Source organism: Saccharopolyspora sp. NPDC047091, assembly GCF_040643635.1.
Taxonomy (GTDB): domain Bacteria; phylum Actinomycetota; class Actinomycetes; order Mycobacteriales; family Pseudonocardiaceae; genus Saccharopolyspora_C.
This window is the reverse complement of the sequence record NZ_JBEYUS010000019.1, coordinates 69093-85252: the sequence shown is the minus strand read 5'-3', so window position 1 is coordinate 85252 and position 16160 is coordinate 69093. Positions and strand designations below refer to the sequence as shown.

15 protein-coding genes and 2 riboswitches are annotated in these 16160 nt (G+C 71.6%); of the genes, 10 read left to right on the top strand and 5 right to left on the bottom strand.

From position 1 onward, the window contains the following. Positions 1–202 precede the first annotated feature (202 nt). Both gcvT and ABZ805_RS11610 read right to left on the bottom strand, forming a co-directional pair. The gene (gene gcvT, locus ABZ805_RS11615; RefSeq protein ID WP_358437919.1) at positions 203–1315 is read right to left on the bottom strand and encodes a glycine cleavage system aminomethyltransferase GcvT; all 1113 of its coding nucleotides are present in this window, start codon (positions 1313–1315) and stop codon (positions 203–205) included. A gap of 118 nt (positions 1316–1433) precedes the next feature. Continuing rightward, positions 1434–1532: riboswitch (glycine riboswitch) on the bottom strand. Further along, a riboswitch (glycine riboswitch) is annotated at positions 1533–1661 on the bottom strand. A gap of 102 nt (positions 1662–1763) precedes the next feature. Next, a complete protein-coding gene (locus tag ABZ805_RS11610) occupies positions 1764–2396 on the bottom strand; it encodes a TetR/AcrR family transcriptional regulator C-terminal domain-containing protein (RefSeq protein ID WP_358437916.1) in 633 nt (210 codons plus the stop codon). 228 nt (positions 2397–2624) lie between these two features. Here ABZ805_RS11610 and ABZ805_RS11605 point away from each other — a divergent pair, with 228 nt between their 5' ends. From ABZ805_RS11605 to ABZ805_RS11565, 9 genes are all read left to right on the top strand, one after another. Beyond that, positions 2625–4214: a long-chain fatty acid--CoA ligase gene (locus tag ABZ805_RS11605; protein WP_358437913.1), complete on the top strand. Its 1590-nt coding sequence runs from the start codon at positions 2625–2627 to the stop codon at positions 4212–4214. A 46-nt stretch (positions 4215–4260) separates the two neighbouring features. Continuing rightward, complete coding sequence (locus tag ABZ805_RS11600; protein ID WP_358437910.1) at positions 4261–5439, top strand: acyl-CoA dehydrogenase family protein; 1179 nt, start codon at positions 4261–4263, stop codon at positions 5437–5439. 102 nt (positions 5440–5541) lie between these two features. Further along, positions 5542–5700, top strand: a complete 159-nt coding sequence (locus ABZ805_RS11595) for a hypothetical protein (protein ID WP_358437907.1) — start codon at positions 5542–5544, stop codon at positions 5698–5700. 170 nt (positions 5701–5870) lie between these two features. Next, entirely contained in the window at positions 5871–7103 is a 1233-nt protein-coding gene (locus ABZ805_RS11590; RefSeq protein WP_358437928.1) for a Tm-1-like ATP-binding domain-containing protein, read from the top strand. After that, the gene (locus tag ABZ805_RS11585; RefSeq protein ID WP_358437904.1) at positions 7100–7930 is read left to right on the top strand and encodes a phosphoenolpyruvate hydrolase family protein; all 831 of its coding nucleotides are present in this window, start codon (positions 7100–7102) and stop codon (positions 7928–7930) included. Before ABZ805_RS11590 ends, ABZ805_RS11585 begins: the two co-directional genes overlap by 4 nt. A gap of 26 nt (positions 7931–7956) precedes the next feature. After that, complete coding sequence (locus ABZ805_RS11580; protein ID WP_358437902.1) at positions 7957–8394, top strand: SRPBCC family protein; 438 nt, start codon at positions 7957–7959, stop codon at positions 8392–8394. Between the two features lie 379 nt (positions 8395–8773). Next, entirely contained in the window at positions 8774–9679 is a 906-nt protein-coding gene (locus tag ABZ805_RS11575) for an NAD-dependent epimerase/dehydratase family protein (RefSeq protein WP_358437899.1), read from the top strand. Next, complete coding sequence (locus ABZ805_RS11570) at positions 9676–11091, top strand: hypothetical protein (protein WP_358437896.1); 1416 nt, start codon at positions 9676–9678, stop codon at positions 11089–11091. The genes ABZ805_RS11575 and ABZ805_RS11570 overlap by 4 nt, the downstream gene beginning before the upstream one ends. Before the next feature lie 19 nt (positions 11092–11110). Continuing rightward, positions 11111–11950: a glycosyltransferase family 2 protein gene (locus tag ABZ805_RS11565; RefSeq protein ID WP_358437894.1), complete on the top strand. Its 840-nt coding sequence runs from the start codon at positions 11111–11113 to the stop codon at positions 11948–11950. On the opposite strand, the gene ABZ805_RS11560 is transcribed toward ABZ805_RS11565, so the two are convergent. After that, positions 11916–12386, bottom strand: a complete 471-nt coding sequence (locus ABZ805_RS11560) for a GtrA family protein (protein WP_358437891.1) — start codon at positions 12384–12386, stop codon at positions 11916–11918. The genes ABZ805_RS11565 and ABZ805_RS11560 overlap by 35 nt on opposite strands. Positions 12387–12677: 291 nt before the next feature. Between ABZ805_RS11560 and ABZ805_RS11555 the strand changes: the two genes are divergently transcribed. Beyond that, positions 12678–13847, top strand: coding sequence for an NAD-dependent epimerase/dehydratase family protein (locus tag ABZ805_RS11555; protein WP_358437888.1), 1170 nt, complete (start codon positions 12678–12680; stop codon positions 13845–13847). A 518-nt stretch (positions 13848–14365) separates the two neighbouring features. Here the strand turns inward: ABZ805_RS11555 and ABZ805_RS11550 are convergent. Then, a complete protein-coding gene (locus ABZ805_RS11550) occupies positions 14366–15262 on the bottom strand; it encodes a sulfite exporter TauE/SafE family protein (RefSeq protein ID WP_358437886.1) in 897 nt (298 codons plus the stop codon). A gap of 179 nt (positions 15263–15441) precedes the next feature. Continuing rightward, positions 15442–15534, bottom strand: a complete 93-nt coding sequence (locus tag ABZ805_RS11545) for a putative leader peptide (RefSeq protein WP_358437884.1) — start codon at positions 15532–15534, stop codon at positions 15442–15444. Positions 15535–16160 lie beyond the last annotated feature (626 nt).

Sequence of the window (16160 nt, the reverse complement as noted above, 5' to 3'; positions counted from 1 at the left end):
ACGCGATCATCTCCAACGTGTTCTGCTGACGACCCAGCTCCGCCCCCACAGCAGCGGCCACCTCCGGATCCACCACCGCAAGCCGGTCGTTGAACAGGTCCGGTGTCGACATGAGCAATTGCCTCCTGGTGTTCGATCTGGGCTGCGCCGGACGGGTCCGGCGCGGTCCGGTCAAGGTTCTCGCGCCCGTTGCGGGCGTTCGTCAGGCCTCGCGGCGGTAGAACGGCAGCGCCACGACTTCGGCGTCGATGGACTTGCCGCGGATGTCGACCTGCACCGCGGTACCGGGCGCGCTGTGCGCGCGGTCCACGTAGGCCATCGCGATCGGGTGGCCGAGCGTCGGGGACGGGGCGCCGCTGGTGATCTCGCCGATCTCGGTGCCGTCGGCGAGCACCGGGTAGCCGTGCCGGGGCGCGCGGCGCGCGTCGGTGCGCAGCCCCACCAGGGTGCGCTCCGTCGGAGCCTCCGCGACCTTCGCCAGCGCGGCCTTGCCGACGAAGTCACCGGGCTTGTCCAGCTTCACGACGCGCCCCAGGTTCGCGTGGAACGGGGTGAGCGCAGCGGACAGCTCGTTGCCGTACAGCGGCATGCCCGCCTCCAGCCGCAGCGTGTCCCGGCAGGACAGCCCCGCCGGGATCAGCCCGCGCTCGGCACCGGAGTCGGTCAGCGCGCGCCACACCGCGGGCGCGTCCGCGGGCGAGGTGAACAGTTCGAAGCCGTCCTCACCGGTGTAGCCGGTGCGCGCCAGCAGCACCTGCTTCCCGGCGACCTCGCCGGGGTACCCGGCGTAGTACTTCACGGCGGACAGGTCGGTCTCGGTCAGCGGCGCCAAGATCGCCACCGATTCCGGCCCCTGCACGGCGATCAGCGCGTAGTCGTCGGAGACGTCCCGGTGCACCGCGTCGAACTCGGCGACGCGTTCGGCGAGCTCGGCGGAGACCACGGTCGCGTTGGCGGCGTTGGCGACCACCAGGAACCGCTGCTCGTCCAGCCGGTAGACGATCAGGTCGTCGAGCACGCCGCCCTCGGCGTTGCACAGCATGGTGTAGCGGGCGCGACCCACCGTGATCGCGGACGCGTTCGCGATGAGCGCGTGGTCGAGCGCCGCGGCCGCCTCCGGGCCGCTGATCTCGATCTCGCCCATGTGCGAGAGGTCGAACAGCCCCGCCGCCGTCCGCACCGCCTGGTGCTCCGCGGTGTCCCCGGAGTAGCGGACCGGCATCCGCCAGCCCGCGAAGTCGGTGAAGTGCGCGCCGAGGGACTCGTGGACCTCGTGCAGCGGTGTCCGTCGCGGAGCTGGGGGCGACGACGTCATGGTGCGGAACTCCTCCTGGTGGGCACCGATCACGTCCGAGGGGGACCGGTTGCGGCCACTTCCAGCAGAAACCATATCCGGGGTCCTCCGACGGCGATGGGCGCGGGCGTGCGCTGCCGGTCTCCCCGGAGTCATTGGCCTGAGAGTTTCACCGCGCACGAGGGCGGCTTGCACCATGGGCGAGGGACACGGGTCCCTGCTTTTCTCCGTGATCGCCTGGTGTCGCGCGGTAGCGGGGCCTGAGAGTTTGGTGGGGAGGATTGCTCCTTCGGCGCTGCACCCAGGAATCGCATCCTGCACGGACCAGGGGCTCCTGGCGGGGCGCAGACTCTCCCGCACGACGTCGTCGGCGTTGTAGTCCGGTGTTGTGTTGTGCTCCGGAACGCTACGGAGATCACGCAGCGCAGTCAACCGAACGTGAGCGTGATCCCGTCGCCGCGCGCGGGGTTCAGCGCTGCGGGAACAGGCGGGCGTGCTGGGCGCGGAGGCCGTCCACCAGCGCCCGCAGCGCCAGTTCGAAGCTGTCGTCGTCGATCTCGGCGGCGTGCTCGCGCAGCAGGTGCGCGCCGCGCAGGTGCGGGAACCGGTCCTCGTAGACCTCGGCGTCGTCGACGAACCCGCCTGCGAACGAGCCCATCGCCGCGCCGAGCACCAGGAACTTGGTGGAGGCGCCGATCATCGTGGCGTACCGCTGCGGCCAGCCCGCGCCGGTCAGCCCGCCGTGCACGGCGTCGGCGCGGCGCAGCGAGTTCTCCCGCCGGGCCGGGCCGGACGCCATGAACGGCACCAGGTTGGGGTGGGCGGCGAGCGCGGCCCGGTAGGAGCGGGCCCAGCGGGTGAGCCCGGTGGGCCAGTCGATGGCGAAGCCGCTCGTGTCGACGGCGGCCATCACGCCGTCCGCGACGTCGTGCAGCAGCGCTTCCTTGGTGGCGACGTGGTTGTAGAGCGAGGCGGCGCGGACGCCGAGGGAGTCGGCGAGCCTGCGCATGGACAGCGCTTCGAGACCTTGCCCGTCGATGATCGCCAGCGCGTGCTCGCGGATGCGCTCGCGGGTGAGCTGGGGGCTCTTGGGTCTGCCCATGCCGCGCTCCTGCCTGCCGTCCGCCGCCGGTCGGCGCCCCTCGGGCACCTCTCGGGCACCCCTCCGGCAACCGCCGCGCCCGTCCGCGTCCGCTGCGGAACGTGTCGATCAGTGTCCGGTGTGCGGCCCTTGCCGCGGTCCGCGGGGTGGTCCTAGAGTCCGAAAACTAACGACGTTAGTCGCCGGATGTCCAACGGTGGACCGGCGACGTCCTCACGGAGGTGGACGATGGTCAACGACGACGAGTCCCCGGCGCGGGTCGAGCCGCACACCACGCTGTCGCTCGCCTCGGTCCTCGCCGAACCGGCCCGGCTCCGCCCGGCGGACACCGCGGTCGTCGAGGGCGAGCAGCAGGTGACCTACGGCGAGCTGTGGGAGCAGGTCCGGGCGCACGCGGCGGCCCTGCTGGCCCGCGGCGTCGAACCGGGCGACCGGGTGGCGATCGTGGCGCCCAACGTCATCGACTTCGTGCGCGCCTACTACGCCGTGCTCACCGCGGGCGCGGTCGTGGTGCCGGTGCCGCTGCTGCTGGTCCCGGATGAGGCGGCGTACCTGCTGCGCAACTCGGGCGCGAAGCTCGTCATCGGGCACACGAGCCAGCTGGCGCTCGCCGCCGAATCGGCGCGCCGCGCGGGCATCCCGCTGGTGTCGGTCGGCCCGGCGGTGCCCGGCCCGGAGACGCCGGACTCGCTGACCGAGGTGGCCGCCGCGGCCGAGCCGGTCCGCTCCTTCACGACCCGCGGGCCCGACGACCCGGCGGTGATCTTCTACACCAGCGGCACCACCGGCAGGCCGAAGGGCGCGGTGCTCACCCACCTCAACCTGGTGCTGAACGCGACGGTGAACGCCTTCGACGCCAACGACACCCGGCGCGAGGATCGCGTCCTCGGCTGCCTGCCGCTGTTCCACGTGTTCGGCCAGACCGTGTCGCTGAACACCACGTTCCGGGCGGGCGCGACGCTGGTGCTGCAGCCGAAGTTCGACCCGGCCGAGGCGCTGCGGCTCATCCGGGACCGGCGGATCACCCAGCTCAACGGCGTGCCCACCATGTACATCCGGATGCTGGAGGCCGCCGGGGACGACGACGACCTGTCCTCGCTGCGGATGTGCGTGTCCGGTGGCGCGGCGCTGCCGGTGGCGGTGCTGGAGCGGTTCCAGCGGCGCTTCGGCGCCCCGATCCACGAGGGCTACGGGCTGTCCGAGACCTCGCCCACCGCCACCGTGAACCAGCCCGCGTTCGGGCCGCGCGCAGGCACCGTCGGGCACGCGCTGTGGGGCATCGACGTGGAGATCGCCGAACCGTCCGTGGAGGACCGGATCGAACTGCTGCCCGCCGGGGAGACCGGCGAGGTCGTGGTCCGCGGCCACAACGTGTTCGCCGGCTACCTCGACGACCCCGAGGCCACCTCGGCGGCGGTCGTCGACGGGTGGTTCCGCACCGGCGACATGGGCGTCAAGGACGCCGAGGGCTACCTGTCGATCGTGGACCGCAAGAAGGACCTGATCATCCGCAACGGCTACAACATCTACCCGCGCGAGGTGGAGGAGCTGCTGATCCGGCACCCGGCCGTCGCGCAGTGCGCGGTGATCGGCCTGCCCGACCCGGGGCGCGGGGAGGAGGTGTGCGCGGTCGTGGTGCCCGAACGCGGCGAGGACCCGGACGAGGCGCTCGGCAAGGCCATCATCGCCTGGGCCGCCGAGCAGACCGCGCACCACAAGTACCCGCGCCGCGTCGTGTTCGTCGACGAGCTGCCGCTGGGCCCCAGCCACAAGGTGCTCAAGCGGGAACTGCGCAGCCGCATCGCCGAAACCTCCTGACCCCCGACCTCCCCACACCCGGCCTCGCCGAAAGGACCCGCCACCGATGGTCGACTTCTCCCTGTCCGAGACCGAACGCGACATCCGCGACTGGGTGCGCACGTTCGTGCAGCGCGAGCTGGTGCCGCTGGAGCCCGAGGTGCTGCGCCGCGAGCGCAACCACGAGCGCGGCCTCACCCGCGAGGAGCTCGCGGAGCTGCGGCAGAAGGCGCGCGACGCCGGTTTCTGGGGCGTGCAGACGCCCGAGGAGTACGGCGGGATGGACCTCTCCGCCGTGCTCACCGCCCTGATCGAGATCGAGCTGGGCCGCACGTTCGTGCCGTTCAGCTTCGGCGGGTACGCGGACAACATCCTCTACCACGCCAACGAGGAGCAGAAGCAGCGCTACCTGGTGCCCACCATCGAGGGGCAGCGGAAGTCCTGCTTCGCCATCACCGAGCCGGGCGCGGGTTCGGACGCGAAGAACCTGCGCACCACGGCCCGGAAGGAGGGCTCGGAGTGGGTGATCGACGGGGAGAAGACGTTCATCACCGGCGGCATCGACGCCGACTTCACCATGGTCTTCGCCGTCACCGACAAGGAGAAGGGCGCCGACGGCGGCGTCACCTGCTTCCTCGCCGACCGGGAGGCCGGCTGGAAGTCGGAACCCATCGAGATCATGGGCGAGTGGGACCGCCAGCCCGCGGCGCTGGTCTTCGACGGCGTCCGGGTGCCGGAGGAGAACGTGCTCGGCGAGGTCGGCGGCGGGTTCAAGCTGGCCATGCAGTGGATCGGCCGCGGCCGCTACCTGCTGCCCGCCCGCGCCCTCGGCGGCTGCGAGCGGATGATGGACATGTCGATGGACTACGCCCGCAACCGGCAGACGTTCGGGGCGCCCATCGCCGACCGGCAGGCCATCCAGTGGATGATCGCGGACTCGGCGGTGGAGATCGAGGCACTGCGCTGGCTGGTGCTGCAGGCCGCGTGGCAGGTCGACCAGGGCGCCGACTCCCGGCACGCCCAGTCCATCGCGAAGCTCTACGGCGGCACCAGGGCGAACGAGATCGTGGACCGGATGCTGCAGATCCACGGCGGCATGGGCTACACCCGCGAGCTGCCCATCGAGCGCTGGTACCGGGACATCCGGCTGCTGCGCATCTTCGAGGGCACCGACGAGATCCAGCGCCGCACCATCGCCCGCAACCTGCTCAAGGGGCACGCCCAGGTCGGCGGGGTGCTCGGCTGATCCGGGGACGCGGCGGATCGGCCCGGTCACACCCTCGATCGGATGTCCGATTCGCCGGTAACCTGGGCGTTGCGTGATCGACCGGCCCGACTGGGAGCTGCTATGTCGTTGTTCAAGAAGGTGACCGACTTCGCCAAGAGCCCGCAGGGCAAGAAGGCGATCGACCAGGCCAAGCAGTACGCGAGCGACCCGAAGAACAAGGCCAAGATCGAACAGGTGAAGAACCGCTTCCTCGGCGGCGGCAAGAACAAGGGCCACTGACCCCGCCCGACCCCGACGGCCCCCGGTTCCTGCCGGGGGCCGTCGTCGTGCGACCACCGGCTCCGGCCGCGCCGATCGGAGCCGTGCCCGGGCGGTGATCAGCGGGCTGTGCGGGGTGGTCGTCCGCAGTAGGGTTCGGTGAGGTGGTCAGCCGAACCGAAGGCGGTGCGATGAGCCGGGCTTACGTGGTGGGCACGTTCGACACGAAGGCCGCCGAGCTGCGCTACGTCGCCGGGCTCGTCGCCGACGCGGGGGTCGAGGTGATCACCGTCGATGTGAGCACCTCCGGCGCGGAGTCCGCCGACGCCCCCGACGTGCCCGCCGCCGAGGTCGCCGCCGCGCACCCGCGCGGAGCCGGGGCGGTGTTCACCGGTGATCGCGGCACGGCCGTGGTCGCGATGGCGCTGGCGTTCGAGCGGTGGCTGGTGGCGCGGCACGGCGTGGTCGGCGTGCTGGGCGTGGGCGGCGTGCTGGGGCTGGGCGGTTCCGGCGGCACCGCGCTGATCACCCCCGCGCTGCGGGCGCTGCCGGTGGGGGTGCCGAAGCTGGTGGTGTCGACGGTGGCCTCCGGCGACATCTCGTCCTACGTGGACGCGTCGGACATCGCGATGTTCCCGGCGGTCACCGACGTCGCCGGGCTCAACCGGATCTCCCGCCAGGTGCTCGGCAACGCCGCGCACGCGCTGGCCGGGGCCGTGCGCAACACGGTGCCCGCCGTGGAGCAGCTGCCCGCGGTGGCGCTGACGATGTTCGGGGTGACCACGCCCTGCGTCACCGAGACCGCGAACCGGCTCGCCGGCGCGCACGACCCGCTGGTGTTCCACGCGACCGGGACCGGTGGGCGCGCCATGGAGAAGCTCGTCGCCGACGGGCGCGTCGAAGCGGTCCTGGACATCACCACCACCGAGGTGTGCGACCTGATCGCCGGGGGAGTGATGAGCGCGGGCGAGACCCGGCTGGACGAGGTCGCCCGCAGCGGCGTGCCCTACGTCGGCTCCTGCGGCGCCCTCGACATGGTCAACTTCGGGGCGCCGGACACCGTGCCCGAGCGCTACCGGAACCGGCTGCTCTACGAGCACAACCCGCAGGTCACGTTGATGCGCACCACGCCGGACGAATGCCGGGAGATCGCCCGGTTCCTCGCGGCGAAGCTCAACGCCTGCACCGGCCCGGTGCGGTTCCTGCTGCCCGAAGGCGGCGTCTCGCTGCTCGACGTCCCGGGGCAGCCGTTCCACGACCCTGCCGCCGACGAGGTCCTGTTCGAGACGCTCGAAGCGGAAGTGCACCAGACCGAACTGCGGCGGCTGCGGCGCGTCCCGCACGCCATCAACGACGACGGGTTCGTGGCCGCGCTGCTCACCGCGCTCCGCGAAGTGCGGCCGGAGGAAGGGAGCACGGCATGACGCGGTTCGACCGGGAGACCCTGGTGCGCCGGTTCCGAGGCATGGCCGACCGGGGCGAACCGATCATCGGCGGCGGTGCGGGCACCGGCCTGTCCGCCAAGTGCGAGGAATCCGGCGGCATCGACCTGATCGTGCTGTACAACTCCGGCCGCTACCGGATGGCCGGGCGCGGCTCGCTCGCCGGGCTGCTCGCCTACGGCAACGCCAACGAGATCGTCGTGGAGATGGCGAGCGAAGTGCTGCCGGTCGTGCGCCGCACCCCGGTGCTCGCCGGGGTCAACGGCACCGACCCGTTCCTGCTCACCGGGCCGTTCCTGGCGCGGCTGCGGGAGCTCGGCTTCGCCGGGGTGCAGAACTTCCCCACCGTCGGGCTCATCGACGGCACCTTCCGGGAGAACCTGGAGGAGACCGGCATGAGCTACCGGCTGGAGGTCGACCTGGTCGCCGCGGCCCGCGACGCCGACCTGTTCACCACGCCCTACGTGTTCTCCGCCGACGACGCCCGCGCCATGACCGCCGCGGGCGCCGACATCGTGGTGTGCCACCTCGGCCTCACCACCGGCGGATCGATCGGCGCCGAGACGGCGAAGGACCTCGACGATTGCGTGGCGCTGATCGACGAGTGGTCCGCGGCCGCCGCCGACGTGCGGGAAGACGTCCTCGTGCTGTGCCACGGCGGCCCCATCGCCACCCCGGCCGATGCGGCCTACGTGCTGGGCCGCACCAAGCGCTGCCACGGCTTTTACGGGGCCAGCAGCATGGAACGGCTCCCGGTGGAGCAGGCGCTCACCGAACGCACCAGGGAGTTCAAGAACCTCAAGCGCTGACGGCGCACGACGACGAGGAGGGCGTGATGGCGAGGTCCTACGCGAGCAGGGTGGTCCCGGCGGCGGCCGACGAGGTGTGGGCGCTGGTGCGGGACTTCGGCGGGCTGCCCGGCTGGCACCCCGCCATCGGTTCCGGCGAGCTGGAGAGCGGTGCGTCCCCGACCGAACTCGGCGCCGTGCGCAGGCTCGTCGTCGGCGATGGCGGAGTGGTGCGGGAACGGCTGGTCGGGCTCGACGACACCGCCCGCTCCTGCACCTACGAGATCACCGAAGGCCCGTTCCCGGTGCGCTCGTACCGCAGCACCATCCGGGTGCTGCCGATCACCGCGACCGGCGACTCGTTCGTCGAGTGGTACGCCGACTACGACGCCGAGGGGGCGGACGAGGCGAAGCTGGACGAGATCTTCGGGGGTGGGGTCTTCGGCCCAGGGCTCAAAGCCCTCGCGGACCACTACGCGAGCTGAGTGCTCGCTCGTTCCCCTGCTTCGCAGGGGTGGGTGGCGGAACCTCAGCGGTTCCCTCGCCGCGGGATCGTTTTCACCGATGGCTCCGCCACCGGAGAAGTCGCCGTCCTCGCGAGGGAACCGCTGAGCACCCGCGGGTGGTCCGGTTGCTCTGGTGGTCGCTGTTCGGCGGCTTCGCCGCCGAGCGGACGGGGGAGACGCCGGACGGTTCGCGGGGATCGTGCGGGTGTTGCGCAAGCTGCCATTCGGTGGACCACCGGTGTGGGCTAGCTGACAGCTCTTGGCGGCGGCCCGTTAGAGTTCAGCCGTGCCAAGCAGTGAGACAACCCCCGAACGAGCGACGGCCCCCGAGACTTCCGGGACGCAGAGTAGCGGCGGGGTGGTGGTCACCGGCGGCTCCGGCTTCGTCGGCCGAGCCGTCGTCCGCGGGCTGACCGGACGCGGCACCCCGGTCACCGTCGTCGACGTCCAGGAACCCGCCGAACCCGGCGAGCTCATCACCCACGTCGCGGGCGACCTCACCGATCCCGCGGTCCGCGACGCCGCCGTCACCGAGGGCACCACCGCGATCGTGCACCTCGCCGCGATCACCTCGGTGCTGCGCTCCGTGGACCAGCCCGCCGAGACCTACCGGGCCAACGTCGAGGTCACCCAGGGGCTGCTCGAACTCGCGCGGCAGCGCGGCGTCGGCCGGTTCGTGCTCGCCTCCACCAACGCCGTCGTCGGCGACATCGGGCACGGCACCATCTCCGAAGACCTCCCGCTGCGCCCGCTCACGCCGTACGGGGCGACGAAGGCCGCCTGCGAAATGCTGCTGTCCGGCTACGCGGGCTCCTACGGCATCGCCACCACCGCGCTGCGGTTCACCAACATCTACGGGCCCGGCATGGGGCGCAAGGACAGCTTCATCCCGCGGCTGATGCGCGCCGCGCTGGCGGGCGAGGGCGTCGAGGTCTACGGCGACGGTGCGCAGAGCCGCGACTTCGTGCACGTCGACGACGTGGTGCAGGGCATCCTCGCCGCCTGCGACAAGGAGTACGGCGGCACCGCCATCATCGGCTCCGGGCGCTCCATCTCGGTGCTGGAGCTGATCGACGCGGTGCGCGCCGCCACCGGAGCGGCGCTGCCCGTGACCCACGTGCCCGCCAAGAACGGCGAGATGCCCGCGGTGATCGTGGACGTCGCCAAGGCGGGCCGCGAGCTCGGCTACGCGCCCTCGGTGGACCTGACCGACGGGCTGCGGACCGTGTGGGACGACTTCCGCGCGGCCACCGGGGCGCCGTGACCGCGGCGCCGGCGCGGCTCCTCCGCGCGCACTGGCTGCTCGCGCTGCTGCTGATCGGCGGCGTGGTGCTGCGCGTGCTCGCGCAGCTGGCCTACCGCCCGGCGCTGCTCTACATCGACTCGTTCCGCTACCTCGACGACCTCGGGGTGTTCTACCCGGGCGGCATCAACCCCGTCGGCTACGAGGTCCTGCTGCTCGGGCCGCTGCTGCTGGTGGGGAACCTGGCGCTGGTGGCGGTCGTGCAGCACCTGCTGGGGCTGGCGCTGGGCGTGGCGATCTACGTGCTGCTGCTGCGGTTCGGCGCCCGGCGCTGGATCGCCGCGCTCGCCACCGCGCCGGTGCTGCTGGACGCCTACCAGGTGCAGATCGAGCACAACATCATGTCGGACCTGCTGTTCCAGGTCCTGCTGCTGGCCGTGATCTTCGTGCTGGCTTGGCGCGGCACCCCCGGTCCGCGCACCGCCGCGATCGCCGGGCTGCTGCTGGCCGCCTCGGTGCTGGTCCGGCTGGTGGGCCTCACGCTGGTCGTCCCGGCGGTCGCCTTCGTGCTGCTGGCCGCCGGGCTGCGGCCGCGGGACGGCTGGCGGCCCCGGCTGCGCGCCGCCGGAGCACTCGCCGGGGCGTTCGCCGGAGTGCTGTTCTGCTACGCGATGTACCACCTGGCGTGGACCGGGAGCCCCGCGCTGGGCGGCTCCACCGGCAGCGTCGTCTTCGGGCGCACCGCCGCCGTCGCCGACTGCGCGGCGCTCGGGCTCACCCCGGAAGAAGCGGTGGTGTGCCCGAACGAGCCGGTGGCGGCGCGGGCGGCGAACGGCATCGACTTCTACATCCACTTCTGGCACGTGCCCGCCAACACGCGCTCCCTGCCGGACGACTTCGACCTCAACGCCGCGCAGAGCGGGATGGCGCGGAAAGTCCTGCTGCACCAGCCGTTCGACGTGCTCGGCGGCTTCGTGCAGGACTTCCTCAAGGGCTTCGCGCCCACCCGCACCCAATCGCCGGGGGACGTGCCGCTCGCCCGCTGGCAGTTCACCACCGACTACCCGATGTACGCCGACCCCTGGTACGTGACCGAGTGGGCCGAGCTGCACGGGGACGGCACGCTGCGCGCCGACCCCGCGATCGGCGGATTCCTGCGCGCCTACCAGCTCGGCGGCGGCTACACCCCGGGCATCGTCCTCGGCGGCTGCCTGCTGCTGTCCGCGGCGGCGGTGCTGGGAGCGGGCCGCGCCCGCCGCAGCGGGCTGCGCGCCGTGGTGCTGCTGCCCGCGGGACTGGCCACGACGGTGCTGGCCACCGCCGCGGCGATGGAGTTCTCGTGGCGCTACCAGCTGCCCGGCCTCGTCCTGCTGCCGCTGGCGGCCGGGCTCGCCCTCACCGCGATCACCGGGCCGTCCCGCTCATCCGACTGAACACCTGAAGGAGAACACCATGTCCACGACCTTCCCCGACGAGGTCGACCGGGCCGCCTTCGACGGCTTCGCCGAGCGCTACGGCGACCGCCGGTTCGCCTCGGTGATCGTGCTCATCGCGGCCTACAACGAGCAGGACGCGCTCGGCGCCGTGCTCGACGGGATGCCCGCGGCGAGCTGCGGGCTGGACGTGGACACCCTCGTCGTCGTGGACGGCGCCACCGACGACACCGCCGAGGTCGCGCTGCGCCACGGCGCGCTGACCTGCGTGGCCCCCCGCAACCGCGGGCAGGGCGCTGCGCTGCGGCTGGGCTACCGGCTCGCCGCCGAGCGCGGGGCCCGCTACCTGGTCACCACCGACGCCGACGGCCAGTACGACATCGCGGAACTGCCGGAACTGCTGCAGCCGCTGATCGACGACGAGGCCGACTTCGTCACCGGTTCCCGCACCCTCGGCCGCACCGAGAACACCGACCTGGTGCGCCGCGCCGGGACCCACGTGTTCGCCTGGCTGGTCAGCGCCCTGACCCGGCAGAAGATCACCGACACCTCGTTCGGCTTCCGGGCCATGAAGATCGAGGTGCCGAACTCGGTGCGCCTGGAGCAGCAGCAGTACCAGTCCTCGGAGCTGCTCGTCGGCGTCCTCGCCCGCGGCTACCGGGTGCTGGAGAAGCCGATGACGATGCTGGTGCGCGCCGCCGGGCAGAGCAAGAAGGGCGGCAACCTGCTCTACGGCTACAGCTACGCGAAGGTCGTGCTGGGCACCTGGCTGCGCGAACGCCGCTCGGCCCCGCAGCCGCAGGACCACCCGGCCGCCGAGCGGATCAGCGAGCCCGCGGCGGCCGTTCCCGAGCGGTGAAGATGAACCGGTCGATGATCAGGAACTTCACCACGAACATCACCAGGTAGGTCCCGAGGAACGCGCCCCACACGATCGCCACCTGCGGGAGGCGGTCGTGCGGGAACGCGTGCACCGCGAGCCGCTCCGCGCCGCTGGTGGACAGCGCCGCCAGCAGCGCGGTGCCGATCGACAGCGCCGCGTAGCGCAGGATCTCGCCGCGCAGCGCCGCGCGGCCCCCGCCGCCCCAGGTGCGGCGGTTGAGCACGAAGTTCGGCACCGCTCCCGCCAGCCACGCCAGCACCGTGGCGACCACCGGCTGCGCCCAGGCCGCGTAGGAGCCGATGAACACCAGCTGGCTGATGCCGGTGGCGACCACCGAGGCGGCGGCGAACCTGCTGATCAGCCGCCAGTAGTGGCCGCGCCGCGAAGCTGCGGTGTCGGTGGCCTGCTGCACTGCCGCGTCCTTCCAGCCGTGCCACCGCGTCCGGGGCGGGGCGTCGCGCCCGCACGATACCGGTGCGCGCCGCGGGCCCTTCCGCTCCGTCCGGCGGAGCGCAGCTCTTCGTTCCGGGGCTGAAGGATGAGAGCATTCCCGATGTTGTCGGGGCGGGCTCGTGCACAGTTCCTGGCAGCGCATTCCTACCGTGCCGATCGATTCCGGGCGTTTCGGGTGCCCGGAGAAGAACTGCCACCGCGGTCCTCCCGCCGGCGGTGGCGCCGCAATGAACGTAGAGGAGAAGAAGGCGTGCGAATCCTCGTCCTCGGGGGCGACGGCTACCTTGGCTGGCCGACCGCTCTGCACCTGTCCGACCGCGGCCACGAGGTGGCGGTGGCCGACAACTTCGCCCGGCGCGGCTACGACCACGAGATGGGCGTGCAGAGCCTGGTGCCCATCGAGCCGATGCAGACCCGCATCGACGCGTGGCACGAAGTGTCGGGCAAGAGCATCAAGTCCTACTACGGCGACCTGGTCGATGCGGACTTCACCTACGAGATGGTGCGGGACTTCCGCCCGGACACCATCGTCCACTTCGCGGAGCAGCGCGCCGCGCCGTACTCGATGATCGACCGCAAGCACGCGGTGTACACCCAGCAGAACAACGTGGTCGGCAACCTCAACGTGCTGTTCGCGATCCAGGAGATCGACCCGTCGATCCACCTGGTGAAGCTGGGCACGATGGGCGAGTACGGCACGCCGAACATCGACATCGAGGAAGGCTGGCTGGAGGTCACGCACAAGGGGCGGACCGACCGGATGCTGTTCCCGAAGAAGCCGGGCTCCTTCTACCACCTGAGCAAGGTGCACGACAGCCACAACATCGAGTTCGCCTGCCGAATCTGGGGCTTGCGCGCCACCGACCTGAACCAGGGCGTGGTGTACGGGCAGGAGACGGCGCAGACGACGCAGGACCCGCGGCTGGCGACCCGCTTCGACTACGACGCGATCTTCGGCACGGTGCTGAACCGCTTCGTCATCCAGGCGGTGCTGGGCCACCCGCTGACGGTGTACGGCAGCGGCGGCCAGACCCGCGGGCTCATCGACATCCGGGACACCGTGGAGTGCATCCGGCTGGCGGCGGAGAACCCGGCGGACGCGGGCGAGTTCCGGGTGTTCAACCAGATCACCGAGAGCTTCTCGGTCGGGGAGATCGCGAAGGTCGTGGCGAACTGCTTCGACGGCAGCGTCGAGGTGGAGTACCTGGACAACCCGCGCGTCGAGCAGTCCGAGCACCACTACAACGTGGTGCACACCGGTCTGGTCGAGCTCGGCCTGGAGCCGCACCTGCTGTCGAACACGCTGATCGACTCGCTGTTCGGGGTCGCGAAGGCGCACGTGGACCGGGTGGACCTCGGCGCGATGCGCCCGACGGTGCAGTGGCGGACCGCGTCCAGCCCGCTGCGCGCGGACGGCTGAGCGGGCGGAGCCGTCACGGTGACGGAGGTGCGCGCGGGGCGCGTGCGTCCGTCACCTCCGCCGGTACCCGGGCCGATGCCCGGTCGTGGCCCAACTGTGCGCTGAAAGGCCTGGAATATTCCAAGTTTCACGTGCACACTGAAGCCACGCGTCGTTGATCCTTCATCGGTGGTGCCGGTCGCCCGCCGATGGAGCTCAACCGGCCGTTCCCCCGGTTCCCGGGTGGAGATCGACGCGGCCATGTCGGTGGCCGCAGGTACGGGGAGCGGCGTCCCGGGCGCGGGAATGCAGGGCACTCTCGCACCCGGGGCGCCTACCGCGTGTCGGGGGGCTTCCACACGGCCTACCGAACCGTAGCCCTTTCGTATGACTCGCGCGATACGACACGTGGGTAAAGCTGACGCTGCGTGTGCCATCCGTAGCCGTACAACCTCTGGTCGAGAGCAACAGCACGACGACGCCCGCCCGCGAACTCCTGTCGCGAGCGGGCGTCGTGGCGTCCGGGGACCGGCCATCGCTCAGCTGCCGACCGGTTCGCTCGCTTCTTCCTCCGGGATCTCCTCGCGGCGGTCGCGCACGATCCGGGTGATGGTGAACGCCAGCGCGGCGACCCAGGCCAGCACGATCACCGCGTAGATCGCGGTGGGGGCGGGCAGGTCGAACGCCTTGATCAGGGTGCGCGCGTTGGTGAGCACGATCAGCCCGCCGGCGCCGACGCCGATCAGCCGCATCGGCACGATCCGGACCAGGTAGGCGGCCAGCGGGGCGGCGATCACGCCACCGATCAGCAGCGCGGCCACCGTCGCCCAGGACAGCGGTTCGTCGGCGAGCGAGATGATGAAGCCGAGGCTGGCGGCCACGGCGATGAGGAACTCGCTGGTGTCCACCGAGCCCACGACCTTGCGCGGCTCGACCTTGCCGGTGCTCAGCAGCGTCGGCGTCGCCACCGGACCCCAGCCGCCGCCACCGGTCGCGTCGACGAAGCCGGCGACCAGGCCGAGCGGCGCGAGCAGCTTCGAGCTCACCCCGGTCAGCTGCCTGCGGCGCAGCGGGCGCAGCGCGAACCGCAGCAGCACGTACAGGCCGAGCGCGAGCAGGATGGTGGACATCCACGGCTCGGCCGCCTCGGTGGACAGGTTGCTCAGCGCGGTCGCGCCGAGGAACGAGCCGACGGCCCCGGGCACGCCGAGGATCAGCACGACCCGCCAGTCGACGTTGCCGAACTTCCAGTGCGAGAGGCCGGAGGCGACGGAGGTGCCGATCTCGGCGAGGTGCACCGAGGCGGAGGCCACCGCGGGCGTGAGCCCGGCGGTGAGCAGGATGGTCGTGGAAGTCACCCCGTAGGCCATGCCGAGGGAACCGTCGACGAGCTGGGCGATGAATCCGCCGAGCGCGAAGATCAGGAAGGTCTGCACGATCTCTCCGTGGGTGGCGTGCGCGGGCACCCCCGTTCTCTCGCGCGCGGACGCGCGCCGGGGCGGTGCGGTGGTCGGTTCGGGGGAGGCACGGTGGCCGCGGGCGGACGCGGCTCAGGAGGAGGGCGTCGGCGCCCCGGCTCGGCGCGCCCGGTTGCGGGCGGCGGCCGTGCGGGAGTTCAGCGGCGGGGTCGACACCCCGCGGAGCTGACGCGCAGCAGGTCGACGTGCAGGCGCTGGGCAAGCAGGCCCCACTGGTCACCACGCGTCATGCACTCAGTGAATCAGATCAATCCTTCGTGCGATATGTGCTTCCCAGAGTGCGGGAGACCCGGCGCGATCGGTTACTCGCCGGTCACTTGGGGGCGCTGACCGGGCGCGCGGGGCCTGGTGGCGGTGCTTGTGCTCAAGACCACTTTCGGGCCCTCGCGGTCTTGGTCGGTGACCCACTCCGCCGCTGGTACCGGGATCGGCGCGACCGCTCGGCGTGCCGGTGGCGCGTCCGGCGACGCGGCCGGGTGGTCGCGGTGCGCGGCCGTGGCCGGCCGATTGCGCCGCGTGGCCGCCGAGTCCGTGCCCAGGAGCAATCACCGATCGCGCGGAGGTGATCGCGCCGGGTCGCCGATCTCCGCCGGACGTCGTTCCCGGTGAGCCGGTGATCGACGCCGAAAGATCACGAACGTTATCGAATGGTCATCTTGTTTGATTACGCACAGTGTGTGAATTGCGGCTGATTGCAAGCTGTACATACACCTAACGGGCTATCGCTTGCTGCTGCTGATGACCCGGAGCTACCTTTCTCGCTGAGAACGTCACGGTTCGATCACGAACAGGACTCACCCCCGAAGAGTCCTCGCCCGCACCCCCGGCGGGAGCGATCGGACCACCCCCGAAGACG

Coding starts and splice junctions, on each gene's coding strand:
- gcvT (WP_358437919.1), bottom strand. CDS start 1,315: ATGACGTCGTCGCCCCCAGCTCCGCGACGGACACCGCTGCACGAGGTC.
- ABZ805_RS11610 (WP_358437916.1), bottom strand. CDS start 2,396: ATGGGCAGACCCAAGAGCCCCCAGCTCACCCGCGAGCGCATCCGCGAG.
- ABZ805_RS11605 (WP_358437913.1), top strand. CDS start 2,625: ATGGTCAACGACGACGAGTCCCCGGCGCGGGTCGAGCCGCACACCACG.
- ABZ805_RS11600 (WP_358437910.1), top strand. CDS start 4,261: ATGGTCGACTTCTCCCTGTCCGAGACCGAACGCGACATCCGCGACTGG.
- ABZ805_RS11595 (WP_358437907.1), top strand. CDS start 5,542: ATGTCGTTGTTCAAGAAGGTGACCGACTTCGCCAAGAGCCCGCAGGGC.
- ABZ805_RS11590 (WP_358437928.1), top strand. CDS start 5,871: ATGAGCCGGGCTTACGTGGTGGGCACGTTCGACACGAAGGCCGCCGAG.
- ABZ805_RS11585 (WP_358437904.1), top strand. CDS start 7,100: ATGACGCGGTTCGACCGGGAGACCCTGGTGCGCCGGTTCCGAGGCATG.
- ABZ805_RS11580 (WP_358437902.1), top strand. CDS start 7,957: ATGGCGAGGTCCTACGCGAGCAGGGTGGTCCCGGCGGCGGCCGACGAG.
- ABZ805_RS11565 (WP_358437894.1), top strand. CDS start 11,111: ATGTCCACGACCTTCCCCGACGAGGTCGACCGGGCCGCCTTCGACGGC.
- ABZ805_RS11545 (WP_358437884.1), bottom strand. CDS start 15,534: ATGACGCGTGGTGACCAGTGGGGCCTGCTTGCCCAGCGCCTGCACGTC.